The organism is Arthrobacter sp. TJ-236, assembly GCF_058269235.1.
This window is the reverse complement of record NZ_JBZCNI010000004.1, coordinates 73,336-88,628: the sequence shown is the minus strand read 5'-3', so window position 1 is coordinate 88,628 and position 15,293 is coordinate 73,336. Positions and strand designations below refer to the sequence as shown.

Here is a 15,293-nt window from a genome sequence, read left to right as displayed (position 1 = left end):
AGGGGAACAGGGAATTGCACCGGACACCACAGGAGAATCACATGGCTCAGCGGGTACAGGTTGAATTGGTCGACGATCTCAACGGGGAGGAAGCACAGGAGACCGTCCGTTTCGGCCTCGACGGTGTCGCCTACGAGATCGACCTCACCAGCGACAACGCGAACGCACTGCGGGAGGCACTCGCGCGGTACGTGGAGAAGGGCCGGAAGTCCGGTTCCGCGAAGCAGCAGTCGGCCTCGGGGAAATCGAATTCGCGGTCCAAGCGCGAGGACACCCAGCAGATCCGCCAATGGGCCCAGGAGAACGGCTACAACCCGAGTTCACGCGGACGTATCACGCAGTCGATCATCGACGCCTACAACGAAAGCCGCTAGGGACGCGACGGACGCGACGGACGCACCGTGATCACCGTTCATCTGACCTACGAGATCGACGCAGAGAAGCTGGCCGACTTCGAGGAATACGGCCGGCGCTGGATTCGGATCGTGGGCCGGATGGGCGGTAATCATCACGGGTATTTCCTGCCGAGCGAGGGGGACAGCGATAAGGCCTACGCCCTCTTCACGTTTCCCTCGCTCGCCGATTACGAGACGTACCGCGAGGAGTCGCGGACGGACCCCGATTGCGTGGACGCGTACCGTCTCGCCCGGGAGAGCCGCTGCATCCGACGGTACGAGCGGCGATTCCTGTCACCCGTGTTCGGGTAGAACCCGATGAAGGACGCCGCCATCTAGGGAGCAGGACCGGAGCGGCGCCCGGGTGTCAGGTGGCGCGGGCCCAGGTCTCCGCGGCGTCGGCGCACTCGAAGTAGCGGGTCTCGGTGAAACCGGTCTCCGCGAAGGCGGCGATCACGCGATCCACAGGGCTGCCGCCGACCAGCGCCACCCGGGAACTCAGCGCGTAGTGCGTGAGGGCGTCGCGGGCATCGGGCAGGAACCCCACGACGTCGTGCAGGTGCTCGACGAGCGGGAGGGCATCGCCGTCCGAGAGCTCACGCAGTGCGTCGAAGGCTCCGAGCACGTCCGTGCCGGTGATCAGGGAGTCTCGCTGCCACCACAGCACCAGGAGGCCGGCGCGGCGCTCGAGGCAGTACCTGCCCGCACAGCGGTGGGACGCGGACTGCACGCTCACGGCCGACGGCGCGTGGCGCGGAGCGGCGCCGGGCTGCGCTCGACCGACCGTGACGGGATGCACCATCTCCTCCAGGATGAACGGGTGTTCCGCTCCCCGGGCGACCACACAGTCCACTGTGGCACGGGGCTCTCACCGTTCCGGCTGCCCGGGCGGAAATCGCGTGGTGCACCCTGTACAAATCGAGTGCAGCGTGGGATTGTCCGAGTGATCCGACTCACGAGCGGCGTGGCCGGATGGACGCCAACGGGGGCAGCCATGACATCGACGCAGGACACCACCGTTGTCATGATCGGGACCAAGAAGGGTCTGTGGCTCGCTCGCAGTGAGGACCGCCGCACCTGGACCGTCTCGGCGCCGGAGTTCCTGATGGAGGAGATCCCGAGCGTCGCGGTGGACACGCGGGGCGGCAGGACGAGGATGTTCGCCGGTCGCATGTCCTGGCACTTCGGACCCTGCATCTCCTCCTCGGACGATCTCGGGGTCACGTGGTCCGAGCCGCGCGAGGGCAGTTTCCGCTTCGCGCCCGAGGACGGAGCGGCCCTCGAACGGGTCTGGCAGATCCAGCCCGACGCCGAGCACCGGCCCGGCGTGGTGTGGGCGGGGTGCCAGCCCATCTCGGTCTGGAAGTCCACGGACCACGGCGAGACGTTCGAGCTCAACCGCGGGCTGTGGGACCACCCCCACAGGAGCGAGTGGGGTGCGGGTTTCGGCGGGGCCGCCGCGCACACGGTCCTCCCGAGCCCGGTGGACGAGACCGTGCACGTCGCCATGAGTACGGGCGGGGTGTACCGCTCCGACGACGGCGGCACCTCCTGGCAGCCCCGCAACAGCGGCATCAGTGCGTACTTCATGCCCGGTCCCGAGCCCGAGTTCGGCCAGTGCGTCCACAAGGTGGCCCGCGACGCCGTGGATCCGGACCACCTCTTCGCGCAGAACCACCACGGGGTGTACGCGAGCGCCGATCGCGGCGATTCCTGGCAGTCGATCGCCGAGGGCCTCCCGGCGGACTTCGGCTTCGTGATGCTCACCCACCCGCACCGCGCGGCGACCGCGTGGGTGATACCACTCAAGGCCGACGGCGAGCGTATCCCCCCGGACGGGCACCTGCAGGTGCACCGGACGGACGACGGCGGTGCCACCTGGCAGGCCTCCGACGCCGGACTGCCGCAGGCGGAGTACAACGCGGTGCTGCGGGATGCCGCGTGCGTGGACACGGCCGAGGTGCCGGGCGTGTACTTCGGCACCCGGGGCGGGAGCGTCTACGCCAGTACCGACGAGGGCATGACCTTCACCGAGGTGGCGAGCCACCTGCCGGACGTCCTGTCCGTGCGCGCCGCCGTCGTACCCGCCTGAACGGCGGCGCGCCGTGCCCGCACCGACCGACGTGACCGTCCTCATTCCCACGCTGCTGCGCCCCTACGTCGAAGGACGCAGCGAGGTGGCGCTCCCGGTCGCCGCGGGCGGTGACGTGGCGGCGCTGCTGGACACGCTGGGTACCGGGCGGCCGCTCCTGGGCCAGCGCATCCGCGAGGAGACCGGTGCTCTGCGGCGGTACGTCAACATCTACGTGGACGGTGAGGACGTGCGGAGGCTCGAGGGCCTCAGGACGCCGGTGCCCCCGGGCGCGACGGTCATGATCATCCAGTCCGTGGCGGGTGGATAGGGGCGGGCCCCGTCGTAACACAGAGTTAACGCGACCGGGCGGCGGCCCGAAATGTGTCGCTGCCTACCATGACTCAGCGCGGCGTGCCGCCTGCTCCCCCGCTTCGTCCGCGTGGGGGCGGAGACCGTCCCCTCCGGCACCGGCAAGCGCTGTCACTGAAATGGAGTGCTCATGGATTCTGGAAATGTCGCGTGGATTCTCGCGAGCTCCGCGCTCGTCTGTCTGATGATCCCCGCCCTCGCCCTGTTCTACGGGGGCATGGTGGGGTCCCGTCGCATCCTCAACATGATGATGATGTGCTTCGGCGGCGCGAGCCTCGTCGCCGTCCTCTGGGCCCTGTTCGGCTACTCGATGGCGTTCGGCAACTCCGTCGGCGGCCTGGGGCTCATCGGTGACGTCGCGGAGTATGCGGGGATGGGCCAGCTGCTGGCCGAGGACCCCGCGGCGTCGATCCCGCCCATCCTCTTCGCCGCGTTCCAGCTCTTCTTCGCCTGCGTCACCACGGCGCTCGTGGCCGGTGCCGCTGCGGGCCGCATGAAGTTCGGCGCGTGGATGCTGTTCGCGGGCGTCTGGGCCACGCTGGTGTACTTCCCCATCGCCCACTGGGTCTTCGCGTTCAGCTCGGAGGACGGCTCGGTGGTGGGCGGCTGGATCGCCAACAATCTCGGGGCCATCGACTTCGCCGGCGGGCTCGCCGTGCACATGAACGCCGGGATCGCGGCTCTCGCGCTGTCGCTCGTCCTCGGCCGGAGCCACGGCTGGCCGAAGGTCGACCACGCCAAGCCGCACAGCCGGCCGCTCGTACTCGTGGGGGCCGGGTTGCTCTGGGTGGGCTGGTTCGGCTTCAACGCGGGCTCCGCGCTCTCGGCCGGCCAGTCGGCGTCCGTGGTGTTCCTCAACACGGCGGTCGCGGCCTCCGCGGGCCTGCTCGCGTGGGCCCTCGTGGAGCGCATCCGGAACGGGGCCGCCACCAGCATGGGCGCGGCCTCGGGGCTGATCGCCGCACTCGTGGCCATCACCCCCGCCTGCGGTGCCGTGAGTCCGCTCGGAGCGGTCGCCATCGGCGCCATCGCCGGTGCGGTCTGCTCCCTCGCCGTGGAACTGAAGTTCCGCCTCGGCTTCGACGACTCCCTCGACGTGGTTGCGGTGCACCTCATCGGCGGCATCCTCGGGACACTGCTGATCGGTCTCTTCGCCACCGAGGAGGCCCCGAACGGCGTGGCCGGCCTGTTCTACGGCGGCGGGTTCGACCTGCTGGGCGTGCAGGCGCTCGCCACGGTGGCCGTGCTCGGCTACTCCTTCGTGGTCACCTGGGTGATCGCCCAGGTCATCCACCGCACCATCGGCCTGCGGATCGAGCAGGAGGACGAGCTGCGCGGTATCGACATGGCGGCCCACTCGGAGTTCGCCTACGTGACCGACGAGGACCCGGTGGAGCTCGGCGCTCCCCGGGGCTGATGCCCTGCCCGGCACATCAGCCGGCATAGATACGGAGTACGAAGGGAAGGCAGTGCCCTCGGGGAGGGGCGCTGCCTTTCCTGCATGGACCTTCCCTCCGTTTCGTGGAGAATATAGGATCTTTGATGTTGTCCAGATCACATGCACCACGACGAGGAGTTCATCGAGATGTCCGAGCGAACCACCCCCTCCCCCGACCCGTCCGCGTCACCCGACACCGCCGGTGCTGCTGTCGGCGTCGAATCCCTCGAGATCGCACCCGGCGTCCTGCTGCCCACCATCGGCCTGGGTGTGTTCCAGGTGCCGCCGGACGAGGCGCAGCGCGTGGTCGAGGACGCGCTGGAGGTCGGCTACCGCCACATCGACACCGCTGCTGCCTACGTCAACGAGACCGGCGTGGGAGCGGCCATCGCGGCCAGTGGCATCCCGCGGGAGGAGATCTTCGTGACCTCCAAGCTCCGCAACGGCGACCAGGGGTACGAGTCGGCGCTTCACGCCTACGCCGCCTCGTGCGAGCGCCTCGCCCTCGATCGGCTGGACCTCTACCTCATCCATTGGCCCTACCCCTCCGCCGGCCTCTACGTGGACAGCTGGCGCGCGCTCTCGAAGCTCGCGGACGAGGACGCCGTGCGCGCCATCGGCGTCTCGAACTTCCTGCCCGAGCACCTCGAGGCCATCAGGGAGGTCGGGCCGCACACACCCGCCGTCAACCAGATCGAACTGCACCCCACCTTCCAGCAGCGCGACCTCGTGGAGGTCAGCCGCACGCATGGCGCGGCCGTCCAGGCGTACTCGCCGCTGGGTCAGGGCGCGGACCTCGACGCCGAGGCGGTCGTGGCAGCCGCACGCGCCCACGACGCCAGCCCCGCCCAGGTGGTGCTCGCCTGGCACCTGCACCACGGCACCATCGTGATCCCGAAATCCAGCAGGCGCGAGCGCATGGTCGAGAACCTCGGCGCCGCCCGCCTCCGCCTCGACCAGCAGGAACTCGATGCGATCTCGGCGCTCGACTCCGACCAGCGCATCGGCGGGGACCCCGCGACCTTCGCCTTCACCCAGATCCGCTGAGCCCTCCGGCGGTCCCGGTGACTCCTTCGGGGTAGGTCGCGTCAGAGTCCGAGGCTCGCCGCGTCGTCGAGCACCGGGGCCGGAGTCACCGTCGCGATGCCGTGGACACGCGCCCAGCAGACGAGCTCCTCGAGGACCACGGCCGAGACACCGGACCAGCGCGCGTAGGGCACCACGTAGACGCAGACGGTGGCCGCCCGGCCGTCGGCGCGGATGCGGAGACCGCCGCACCCGACGGGCTGCCCGGTGGCCACCTCGTAGATGATGAGGAACACGGCGATGCCCTCGCCGTCGTCCGGCGCGGCGGGCTGCACTGCGGAGCCGCGGTCGGCTTCGGCGCGCAGGGCCTCGCGGAGACCCACGGCCACCGGGTTCCCCCAGGGCACCTGCCTGGCTCTCAACGTCTGCATGGCCGCCTCCCGGAACCGTGAATGCTCCTACGCTAGGCAGCGCCCGTTTCGGTGGTATTTCCGCCCGCGAAACACTGCGGGTCCTCGAGAATTCCGGTACCTCCCGCGAGAAGTGCCACATGGGGCCCGACTGGCACGTGCCGTGGGACAGGCGTCAAGGCCGGTGATCGGCCACAGACGGTCAGCGCGGTCTGATCTAATACGTCGAATGGAGAACACGGGATCCGCGACGACGCGGAACAGTGCGCGGGGCCGGCACGGTGACTCCGGCGACTTCGGCGATCAGCGGAAGACCGTCCGCTTCGCGCTCGACGGCGAGGAGTACGTGATCGACCTGCCTCCTGAGGAGGCGGCGGCCCTCCGCCATCTCCTGTCCGGCTACGCGCGGAAGGGCCGCCCGACGGCACCGCGGCGGGGTCGTTCACGGCGCGGTGACGGCGCGTCGGGCAGCGGCCACCCGTCGGAGGAGACCCAGCGGATCAGGGTCTGGGCCGACGAGCACGGTCACGCCGTCAGATCGAGGGGACGCATCCCACGGCAGGTCTTGGAGGCCTACGAGCGGCGCTGACGCAGTGTCCGCTCCTCAGCCGCCGTGCGTCCCAGCAGGAACCAGAGGCAGCCGACGAGGACGATCCCCGCGACGTGAGGAACAGCCCGACCGGCAGGGCAGCGAAGGCAACGATCAGGAGGCCGAGGAACAGGGGCGTCACGCCGTCGTCTCCTCGGGTGAGAACCGCACAAAGGCTCCGGGGGGCAGCTGTGCCGCGCGGTCGAGGTCCGCCGAGACGACCACGGCGATCACCGGATAGCCGCCCGTGACGGGGTGGTCGGCGAGGAATAGGACGGGAAGGCCCGACGGCGGCACCTGGAGCGCACCCTTCACCGTCCCCTCGCTGGGCAACTCCTCGCGTCGGGTGCGCCCGAGAACGGGTCCGTCGAGGCGCAGGCCGATCCGGTTCGACTGCGCAGTGACCGTCCATTCGCTCGCGCAGAGGAGTGTCAGGGCGTCGTCGTCGAACCAGTCCTCCCGCGGCCCGGGGACCACGCGGAGGACCTCCGGTGAGCGTGGCTGCCGGACCGTCTCGGGGTCTCCGACGATCGAACCCGGGGCAGGCGCACCGACCAGGAGCCGCTCATCAGGTGCGAGGGGCGGCGGACCCAGGCCGGACAGTGCGTCGGTGGATCGGCTGCCGAGGACGCCGGGCACCTCGAGCCCGCCGCGCACCGCGGTGTAGGACCGGAGGCCCGACGCCGGGGCGGACTGCCGCAGCACCTCGCCCTCGCGGAGGAGGAACGGCGCACACAGCCGTGCCTCGCGCTCCCCGCCGTCGGGCGTGGTGATGGTCAGGGCCACGTGGGCGCCGGTGACGGCGAGCACCTGATCGGCGAGCGCCCGTACGGCGAGACCGCCGAACAGGCTCTCCACGGCGGCTCCTCCGGGGTGGTTCCCAACGAGCCTGTTCGCCTGCCGGAGCGCCGCGCGGTCGAGCGCCCCGGATCCCGCGACGCCGAGCGCCATCGAGCCCGGACGCCCGAGATCCTGCGCTGTGCTGGACAGGCCCGGGGCCACGACCACCAGACCGGCCCTTCCCGCGGTGCCGTGCGCCCCGCCCGGTGGCAGGGGCGCTGCTGCGCTGTCCGGCCGCGAGCACGTCCCGACCACCTCTCGTACGGCGACGAACTGCACACGGGAACCGGGCCGGATCAGGGCGGGCTCGGCGCGGTCGGTGTCCCACAGGACGGCGTCGGTGTGCCCGATCAGCTGCCAGCCGCCGGGTGAGGCACGTGGGTAGACGGCGGAGAAGGTACCGGCCAGCGCCACGGATCCGGCGGGCACGGCCGTGCGGGGCGAGTCCCTCCGCGGCATCTCGAGCCGGGGGTCGCCGCCGGTGAGGTAGGCGAATCCCGGGGCGAAGCCGCCGAACGCTGCGAGCCAGGGCGCCTGGGTGTGCGCCGCCACGACCGCCTCCGCGCTCAGTCCCGTGCGGGCGGCGACGTCGTCGAGGTCCGCACCGTCGTACACCACGTCGACGGTGACGAGTGTGTCCTCGCGGGCCGGCGGCACGGAGGTGTCGATACTGCGGAGCCGGCCGGCGAGCGCAAGGAGCTGCCGGGCCTCACGGACGGTGACCAGGACGGTGCGTGCCGCCGCGACGACGTCGATCTGACCGTCGACCGGGCGCTCGAGCAGCTTCGCCTGCACGCTCAGGACCTCCGGGAGTCCCGGCAGTTCCGCGAGCAGGGCGAGGTCGCCGACGCGCCGGAGGGTCAGGCCGGGACCCGACACCTCGTCAGGCGAAGGCACCGACGTCCACCCCTGCGCCCGTGAGCGCGCGGCGGACCGCCGCCGCCATGACCACGGCGCCGGGTGTGTCACCGTGCACGCAGATGCTCTCGGCGTCGATCGTCACGCGCGATCCGTCGACGGCGACCACCTGGCCGTCGTTGACGAGCCGGAGCACGTGCTCGACGACGTCGGCCTCCGCGGTGAGCACCGCGCCCGGTTCGCGGCGTGAGACGAGGGCGCCGTCGGGCGTGTACGCGCGGTCGGCGAACGCCTCCACCACCGTGCGCAACCCGGCCGCACGGGCCTCGGTCTCGATGACCGTGCCGGGAAGGACGAGCAGCGGCAGGGTGTCATCGACGTCGCGGACGGCACGGACCACGGCCCTCGCCTGCGCCTCGTGCACGGCGATGGTGGTGTAGAGCGCGCCGTGCGGCTTCACGTACCGCACCGTTGTCCCCGCCGCCCGCGCGAGGGCCTGCAGCGCCCCGATCTGGTACACGACGTCGTCGGTCAGCTCCGCGGGCACCACGTCGAGGAAGCGGCGGCCGAAGCCGGCGAGATCGCGGTACCCGGGGTGCGCGCCGACGGTGACGCCGGCGGCCGCTGCGGCCGCGCACGTGGCGCGGATCCCCGTCGGGTCACCCGCGTGGAAGCCGCATGCCACGTTGACGCTCGAGACGGACGCGATGATCTGGGCGTCGTCCCCGAAGCTCCACGTGCCGAAGGACTCCCCGACGTCGCTGTTCAGATCCATGGCTCGTCCTCGATGTCCTCTGTCGGCGTCCTCTGTCGGCGTCTGCTGCTGTGGGGGCTCTCCTATCGGGTGGCTCCGGGACGATCAGACCCCGGAGACCACCGCGTTGTCCAGCTCGTCGAGCTCGACACCCGGCCGGACAGCGCGGTTGGTCAGCAGGACGAAGGCCACACCGGCCGAGGGGTGGATCCAGAACTCCGCGCCGGACCAGCCACCGTGCCCGTACACGTCGCGGTCGATGAGCCCGGCGGCGCGCGTCCGCAGGTTCCAGGTGAAACCCCAGTCCTGCCCGCGGTCGGCGGGGTAGGGCTCCAGCCGCGGCACGTCCCCGGTCAGCGGCCGGCGCATCATCGCGAGCGTGGCCGGCCGGACCACCTCGCCCGTGTCCCGGAGCAGCGCGGACCCGATGAGCAGTAGATCCTCGGCCCGGCCGATGAGCCCGGCCCCCGGGTGACGGAGCGCCGCGAACCGCCGGATGTCGAGCCCCGCAGCTGCGGCATCCGGGATGGAGTGCGGGTTCGACTCCTCGTCGAGGGTGAGGCCCGTGGCGCCGAGAGGGCCTGCAAGCTCGAGGACAGCCGTGTCCCAGGAGCGTGACGTGCGCGCTTCGATCATGCGGGCGATTCCGTGGAAGGCGATGGTGGAGTACCGCGACGCGGTCCCGGCGGCGAAATCGCGCCCGCCGAACAGCCCGTGCTCGAGCCCGGCCTGCGTGTCCAGGGGAGGATCCGTGATCCCGGACGTGTGACCGACCAGGTGCCCCAACCGGACGATGTCCTCCCGTGTGCGCTCGAACCCTGGGACGTCCTCGTGGAGGGGTGTCTCGACGGTGAGCAGTCCCGCTTCGACCAACCGCGCGGCCGCGAGCCCGACCAGGGGCTTCGTGACCGAGAACAGCCGGTAGGGGTCGTCCACCGTCGCCGTCCGCGTGCCGGTGGCGCCGAAGGCGTGGAGTTCCTGGATGCCGGTCGCGGTGGCCACCCCGAGCACCGCGCTCGGCAGGGCCCCGGACGCGACGTGCCGTCGCGCCCAGTCGAAGGCGTGATGGACGGACGCTGACATGTGACTCCTGATGCATCTCGGGACCCTGTGCAGGCTGCTACCGGATCCGGCGGCCGCCCTTGTCGACCGTACTGCGGTCGCCGGGGCCTGTCACCCATCACCGGCGGCACCCACAGCACCCGCACCCGGCGTCATCGCCCGTGCAGCGGGTTGGCCAGGCGCCCGCTGAACTGCAGACCGCCCGACTGGTCGGAGAGATCGAGCATCTGCCGCGTGTTCCGCAGCTGCAGGCGGTTGAGGCAGGAGAGCGCGAAATCCTCCGCGAAGAGGTCGTACCGCGCGAACTGGTCCACGAGCTCCGGGTGGGCCGCCTGGTAGGCGTGCGCCACCTCGGCGACGGTGTCCCAGAACGCGTCCGTCGAGAGCACGCCGTCCTCCTGCAGCGTGGCCCCGAGGAAGCGGAAGAAGCAGTCGAAGACGTCGGTGAACACCGCGAGCACGCGCTCCTCCTCGGGCACCTGCGACACCACCCGGGCGACGTGATCGGGGACCGTGAGGCGGTCACCCATGACGACGATCTCCTCGCCGATGTCCTTCATGAACACGCGTTCCGGAGCGCCGTCCCGCAGCACGAGGATCAGGTTCTCGCCGTGCGGCATGAACGCGAGCTCGTAGGCGTAGAGGGAGTGCAGCACCGGTACGAGGTACGCGCGCAGGTACCGGCGGAGCCACTCCTCGGCGGCGAGGCCGGAACGGAGGATCAGGTGCCGGACCACGGACTCCCCCGCCTGGTCGCGGTGCAGCAGGGACGCCATGGTGGCGAGCTGCTCGCCGGGCTCGATCGCGCCGATCGGACTCTCCCTCCACAGGGCGGCGAGCATCTTCCGGTACGGGGACCCGGGTTCGGTGGCCGCCTCGAACAGCTCGCTGCGCACTCCCACCGCTGCCACTTCGCGGAGGAGGCCGAAGCGCACCGCGGCGAAGAGCGGATCGGCCCGGACCACGCCGTCGAGCCACTCGTTGATGGCCGGCGTGGCCTGCATGTACGCGGCGGAGAGCCCGCGCAGGAAGCCCATGTTGGAGACCGAGAGGGCCGTCTTCACGTAGTGCCTCGACGGTTCGGTGCGGTTGAAGAACGTGCGGATGGATTGCTGCGCCTGGTACTCGTCGGCGCCGGGACCGAGGTACACCAGCCGGCGCCGTGCGACGTCCGCGGCGAAGGTCACCGAGAGGCGGTTCTCCCACTGCCAGGGGTGCACCGGAACCAGGACGTAGTCCACGGGATCAAGGCCCCCGGCGCGCAGTCGCTGCTCGAGAGCGTCGAACAGCGTGCCGAGTTCGTCCCGCAGGAAGGAGCGGTAGGAGAGCCCGGTGACGGCATCGAACCGGGCGGTATCGCGATGGGCTGCGACCCAGTGCACCTGCACGGGCCGGCCGGCCTCGGGGGCGTACGCCGCGTAGTCGTCCGAGCCGAAGCCGAGCCGGCCGTTGTTGGCGACGAAGCACGGGTGCCCCTCGGACATCGCCGCCTCGACGGCCTGGAAGTCCACCGCCGGGTCGGCGCCGCGCGTCACGCCGCGAGCGAGCTCCCGCGCGCCGTACTGCTCGCGGGCGGCCTTGAAGCAGGCACTCGTGAGCGTGCTCGTCAGCTCCTCGAGGTAGACCGGCAGCAGGTCCGCGGGGATACCGAGCCGGTTCCTCATCGCGAGCACGAACGCGAGCGCGTCCGGGTCGGTGACGTTGCCGGCGGCCTCCACCCGCAGGGAGCCGGGGAGCACGCGCCAATGATCGAGCACGCCCATCTCCGCCTCGAAGACGTAGCGCGCGGCGCCGTCGTCCGTGGTCAGGGACCACCAGCCGCTGCCCTGCCCGCCCACCGGCTCGGGCACGAGGATGCGCTCGTGCGAGAACTCGGCGATCGCCTTCGCGGTGACGTGGCGGTTGGCGTGCGCCCACCGCTCGGGGGTCAGGAAAGCGGCGGGGTCCGCGGACGGCGCGGGAGTCGTGGGGGCCGGCGTCGTGGGGGCCGGCGTCGTGGGGGCCGTGGGGACCAGGGGTCCGTGTGCGGTGGGGGCGAGGGTCATGGTGCGGTCTCCTGGAGGGCGGCGTATGCGCCGCACGAGCGGGCGGCGAAGGAGGCACGCGTGCAGAAGCTCAGCAGCGCCTCCTTGTCGGGAAGGGTGACGGTGGCGGAGGCACGGAAGCCCACACGCGCGTTGAGCCGGTGCACGGCGTGGTTCCGGACGTCCGGTTCCACGACCACGCGGTGGACTGTGGGGTCGGTGAGAACGTGTCCGAGGACCGCCGTCAGCACGGCCGTGGTGAAGCCGGGCTGCCGGGTGATCATCGGGGCCGTGATGAAGTGCATGCCGCGGTCGCCGGGCTGCACCTCGTAGGTGGCCCCCACCGGATCCTGTGCCGGGTCGTAGGACTCCATGAGGAACGCCGGGCCGGTTTCGCCGAACCCGAGCAGCGCCTCGCGGTGCGCTGACGCGGCCACTGCGGCGTACTCGGCGACGACCTCGTGGAGCGTTGCCCGCTGCATGCCCCAGAAGTGTGCGTAGGGGAGCACGAGCCACGAGCGGACGAGCGGCGCATCGGCCACCGGGTCGACCGGGCGGAGGGTGAAGGCCAGCATCATCGCGCCCGGCCCGCCGGTCGGAGCGCCTGCGATCCGCGTGATCCGGTTCCCGTGGCACTGCTGCCCGGTGCTCCGAAGTGCTGGAAGGCGATGCGCTCCTCGATCGGGTAGTGCTCGTACCCGAGGATCCGCGCCAGGATCACGGAGTTCCGGTACGCACCCATGCCGAGGTCGGGGGCGGCGAACCCGTGCGTGTGCAGCTCGGCGTTCTGCACGAGGATCTCGCCCGGCACGCGACTGATGCCGTACTGGCGGTCGACGTCGAACCGGCCGTCGGGCAGACGCGCGATCCGCTCCTCGATGCCCTGCAGGAACGCCGGTTCGCGGTAGCCGTAGCCCGTGGCCAGCACCACGGCGTCGGTCCCGAGGGAGAACGCGGTGCCCTGCTCCACGTGGTGCAGGTCGAGGTGCAGCGCCCCGTCCGCGGGCCGGACTGCCGTGAGCGCCGTGTTGGTGAGGATCTCGACGTCGGGCGCTCCGGCGACACTGCGCTGGTAGAGGAGGTCGTAGATGGCGTTCACCAGATCGCCGTCGATGCCCTTGTACAGGTTCTTCTGCGCCGCCCCGAGGCGGTCCCGCTCCTCCGGCGGCAGGGCGTGGAAGTAGTCCACGTACTCCGGAGACGTCATCTCCAGCGTGAGCTTGGTGTATTCGAGCGGGAAGAAGCGCGGCGACCGGGTGACCCAGCGCACCTGCTGCTCCCTTCCCTCGGACAGCAGGTCGTGGAACACCTCGGCCGCACTCTGGCCGCTGCCCACAACTGTGACGCGGTTGCGCTGCAGGAGGTCACCCCTGGCCACCGTGTACCGGGAGGAGTGGAGGACGCCGGACGCTGGATCCGCCTCGAGGTCCCTGCAGCAGTCCGGGACCACCGGGGCGGTGCCGGTGCCGAGGACGAGGCGGCGGGCGAGGTGCTGCGTGGCGCCGGCCGCCCCGGCCGCGGTGACGCGGTAGGTGCCCGCGGCGTCGTCGTACGTGATGTCCTCGACACTCTCACCGAAGCGCACGGACGGCAGGGATTCCGCCACCCACCGGCAGTAGGCGTCGAACTCCGCGCGCAGCGGGTAGAAGTCCTCGCGGATGTAGAACGGGTAGAGGCGCCCGGCCTGCTTGAGGTAGCTGAGGAAGCTGTACGGCGAGGTCGGGTCGGCCATGGTCACGAGATCGGCGAGGAACGGTACCTGGAGGTGGGCCGACTCCAGCATCATGCCGGGATGCCAGCTGAACGCGGGCTTGGCGTCGAGGAACAGGGCATCCAGGTCGGTGATCGGCGCGGCCAGGGCGGCGAGGCCCAGGTTGAAGGGCCCCACGCCGATCCCGAGGAGATCGTGCACGCGCTCAGCCACGGTGGCCTCCCGCGAGGATGATCTGCTGCGCGGCGGTGCGGATGGCGTCGAGGATGGCACGGACGTCGTCGAGCGTGGTGGCGGGATTGAGGAAGGTGAACTTCAGGTAGGTGCGGCCGTCCAGCGTGGTGCCGGCGATCACGGCGTCCCCGGCGGCGAACAGTGCCTTCCGGATCCGGGCGTTCAGGCGGTCCACCTCGGCCTGGTCCGTCCAGCCCTCCGGGACGAGGCGGAACACCACGGTGCTGAGTTGCGGGGGAGCCGCGAGCTCGAAGGAGCGGTCCTCCCCCAGCTCCGCGGCGGTCTCCCGCGCGAGGGCGACGACGTCGTCGAGCATGTCACCGATGCCGTCCGCACCGATGGTGCGCAGCGTGAGCCACAGCTTGAGCGCGTCGAAGCGCCGCGTGGTCTGCAGGCTCTTGTCCACCTGGTTCGGATTCACCTCGCTCTGCGGGTTCAGGTAGTCGGCATGGAGCGTGACGTGGCGGAGCATCGCGGCGTCGCGCACGATCACCGCGCTCGAGCTGACCGGCTGGAAGAACGTCTTGTGGAAGTCCACGGTCACGGAGTCGGCCAGCTCCAGGCCGTCGAGGAGCCCGCGGTGCGCGCGCGAGACCAGCAGCCCTCCCCCGTAGGCGGCGTCCACGTGCAGCCAGGCGCCGAAGCGGCGGCATAGCGCGGCGATGCCCTCGAGGGGGTCGATGCTCCCGTAGTCGGTGGTGCCCGCGGTCGCCACGACCGCCATCGGGACATGGCCGGCGTCGGCGTGCGCGGTGAGCGCTGCCTCGAGGGCGTCCACGCGCATCCGCCGGTCGGCGTCGGCGGGGATCTCCACGACGGCCTCCGCCCCGAGCCCCAGCAGGGACGCCGATTTCCCGACCGTGAAGTGCGCCGAGGCGGAGGCGAAGACCCGGAGCGGTCCGAGCTTCTCCGGCAGGCTCCCCCGCCCCGCGAGCGCCGGCTTCTCGACGGCGTCGTTGCGGGCCATGAGGAGGCCCTGCAGGTTGGACTGGCTTCCCCCGCTGGTGAAGACGCCGTCGGCCTGCACGCCGAAGCCGATGCGGTCGGCCGTCCACCGGACGAGCCGCTGTTCGATCAGCGTGGCTCCGGCGCTCTGGTCCCAGGTGTCGAGCGAGGAGTTCACCGCGCCGATGATCGCCTCGCCGATGACGGCGGGCAACGCCACGGGGCAGTTGAGGTGGGCGGCGTAGCGGGGCGAATGGAAGTACACGGCGTCACGCAGGTAGACCTCGCGCACCTCCTCGAGGGCAGCCGGGAGTCCGCCGAGCGGTGCATCGAGATCGATCGCGTCGATCATGGGGCGCAGGTCGCCGGGCACGACGCCGGTGAACGGCTTCTCCGCGGCCGTGAACGCGGCGGTGATGGCGTCCACGGTCTGCCGCATCTGCTGCCGGTAGGCCGGCAGCGACTCCCCGCTGAGGAGGTGACCGGTTGCAGGGGACGCACGGCGCCGGAGGGCGCCGTGGGCGAGGACGGAAGCAGGCATGAGACCCTCTCTTCGGAGCGACC

Annotated in this window: 16 protein-coding genes; 7 read left to right on the top strand and 9 right to left on the bottom strand. The window is 71.1% G+C overall.

Annotated features, from left to right (window positions below; translation table 11 throughout):
• Positions 1 to 41 precede the first annotated feature (41 nt).
• Together AC4D16_RS15035 and AC4D16_RS15030 are read left to right on the top strand one after the other, a co-directional pair.
• Positions 42 to 374 (top strand): histone-like nucleoid-structuring protein Lsr2, encoded by a 333-nt coding sequence (locus AC4D16_RS15035; RefSeq protein ID WP_490955565.1) that lies wholly within the window; start codon positions 42 to 44, stop codon positions 372 to 374.
• Between the two features lie 27 nt (positions 375 to 401).
• The gene (locus tag AC4D16_RS15030) at positions 402 to 707 is read left to right on the top strand and encodes an NIPSNAP family protein (protein WP_490955564.1); all 306 of its coding nucleotides are present in this window, start codon (positions 402 to 404) and stop codon (positions 705 to 707) included.
• 55 nt (positions 708 to 762) lie between these two features.
• Here the strand turns inward: AC4D16_RS15030 and AC4D16_RS15025 are convergent, their stop codons facing one another.
• Complete coding sequence (locus AC4D16_RS15025) at positions 763 to 1,239, bottom strand: hypothetical protein (protein ID WP_490955563.1); 477 nt, start codon at positions 1,237 to 1,239, stop codon at positions 763 to 765.
• 150 nt (positions 1,240 to 1,389) lie between these two features.
• Here AC4D16_RS15025 and AC4D16_RS15020 point away from each other — a divergent pair, with 150 nt between their 5' ends.
• From AC4D16_RS15020 to AC4D16_RS15005, 4 genes are all read left to right on the top strand, one after another.
• Positions 1,390 to 2,487, top strand: a complete 1,098-nt coding sequence (locus AC4D16_RS15020) for a WD40/YVTN/BNR-like repeat-containing protein (RefSeq protein WP_490955562.1) — start codon at positions 1,390 to 1,392, stop codon at positions 2,485 to 2,487.
• Positions 2,488 to 2,500: 13 nt separating this feature from the next.
• A complete protein-coding gene (locus tag AC4D16_RS15015) occupies positions 2,501 to 2,797 on the top strand; it encodes a MoaD/ThiS family protein (protein WP_490950013.1) in 297 nt (98 codons plus the stop codon).
• A gap of 171 nt (positions 2,798 to 2,968) precedes the next feature.
• Positions 2,969 to 4,255, top strand: a complete 1,287-nt coding sequence (locus AC4D16_RS15010; protein WP_490950012.1) for an ammonium transporter — start codon at positions 2,969 to 2,971, stop codon at positions 4,253 to 4,255.
• 168 nt (positions 4,256 to 4,423) lie between these two features.
• Positions 4,424 to 5,323, top strand: coding sequence for an aldo/keto reductase (locus AC4D16_RS15005; RefSeq protein WP_490955561.1), 900 nt, complete (start codon positions 4,424 to 4,426; stop codon positions 5,321 to 5,323).
• A 41-nt stretch (positions 5,324 to 5,364) separates the two neighbouring features.
• Here AC4D16_RS15005 and AC4D16_RS15000 read toward each other — a convergent pair whose 3' ends face one another.
• The gene (locus AC4D16_RS15000; protein WP_490950010.1) at positions 5,365 to 5,733 is read right to left on the bottom strand and encodes a hypothetical protein; all 369 of its coding nucleotides are present in this window, start codon (positions 5,731 to 5,733) and stop codon (positions 5,365 to 5,367) included.
• Between the two features lie 208 nt (positions 5,734 to 5,941).
• On the opposite strand from AC4D16_RS15000, the gene AC4D16_RS14995 reads away from it, so the two are divergent.
• Positions 5,942 to 6,301 (top strand): histone-like nucleoid-structuring protein Lsr2, encoded by a 360-nt coding sequence (locus AC4D16_RS14995; RefSeq protein WP_490955560.1) that lies wholly within the window; start codon positions 5,942 to 5,944, stop codon positions 6,299 to 6,301.
• Between the two features lie 138 nt (positions 6,302 to 6,439).
• Here the strand turns inward: AC4D16_RS14995 and AC4D16_RS14990 are convergent, their stop codons facing one another.
• The 7 genes from AC4D16_RS14990 to AC4D16_RS14960 all read right to left on the bottom strand — a co-directional run bounded on the left by AC4D16_RS14990 (position 6,440) and on the right by AC4D16_RS14960 (position 15,270).
• Positions 6,440 to 8,020 (bottom strand): 5-oxoprolinase subunit B/C family protein, encoded by a 1,581-nt coding sequence (locus tag AC4D16_RS14990; RefSeq protein ID WP_490955559.1) that lies wholly within the window; start codon positions 8,018 to 8,020, stop codon positions 6,440 to 6,442.
• A gap of 4 nt (positions 8,021 to 8,024) precedes the next feature.
• Positions 8,025 to 8,774 (bottom strand): LamB/YcsF family protein, encoded by a 750-nt coding sequence (locus AC4D16_RS14985; RefSeq protein ID WP_490955558.1) that lies wholly within the window; start codon positions 8,772 to 8,774, stop codon positions 8,025 to 8,027.
• A gap of 84 nt (positions 8,775 to 8,858) precedes the next feature.
• Positions 8,859 to 9,836, bottom strand: a complete 978-nt coding sequence (locus AC4D16_RS14980) for a serine hydrolase domain-containing protein (RefSeq protein ID WP_490955557.1) — start codon at positions 9,834 to 9,836, stop codon at positions 8,859 to 8,861.
• A gap of 131 nt (positions 9,837 to 9,967) precedes the next feature.
• Positions 9,968 to 11,860 carry an IucA/IucC family protein gene (locus AC4D16_RS14975; RefSeq protein ID WP_490955556.1) on the bottom strand — a complete coding sequence of 631 codons (1,893 nt, stop codon included), beginning with the start codon at positions 11,858 to 11,860 and terminating at the stop codon, positions 9,968 to 9,970.
• On the bottom strand, positions 11,857 to 12,417 hold the full coding sequence (locus tag AC4D16_RS14970; RefSeq protein ID WP_490955555.1) for a GNAT family N-acetyltransferase: 561 nt from the start codon (positions 12,415 to 12,417) through the stop codon (positions 11,857 to 11,859). Before AC4D16_RS14970 ends, AC4D16_RS14975 begins: the two co-directional genes overlap by 4 nt.
• Positions 12,414 to 13,763 (bottom strand): lysine N(6)-hydroxylase/L-ornithine N(5)-oxygenase family protein, encoded by a 1,350-nt coding sequence (locus AC4D16_RS14965; protein ID WP_490955554.1) that lies wholly within the window; start codon positions 13,761 to 13,763, stop codon positions 12,414 to 12,416. The genes AC4D16_RS14970 and AC4D16_RS14965 overlap by 4 nt, the downstream gene beginning before the upstream one ends.
• Positions 13,756 to 15,270 (bottom strand): pyridoxal phosphate-dependent decarboxylase family protein, encoded by a 1,515-nt coding sequence (locus AC4D16_RS14960; protein WP_490955553.1) that lies wholly within the window; start codon positions 15,268 to 15,270, stop codon positions 13,756 to 13,758. The genes AC4D16_RS14965 and AC4D16_RS14960 overlap by 8 nt, the downstream gene beginning before the upstream one ends.
• Positions 15,271 to 15,293 lie beyond the last annotated feature (23 nt).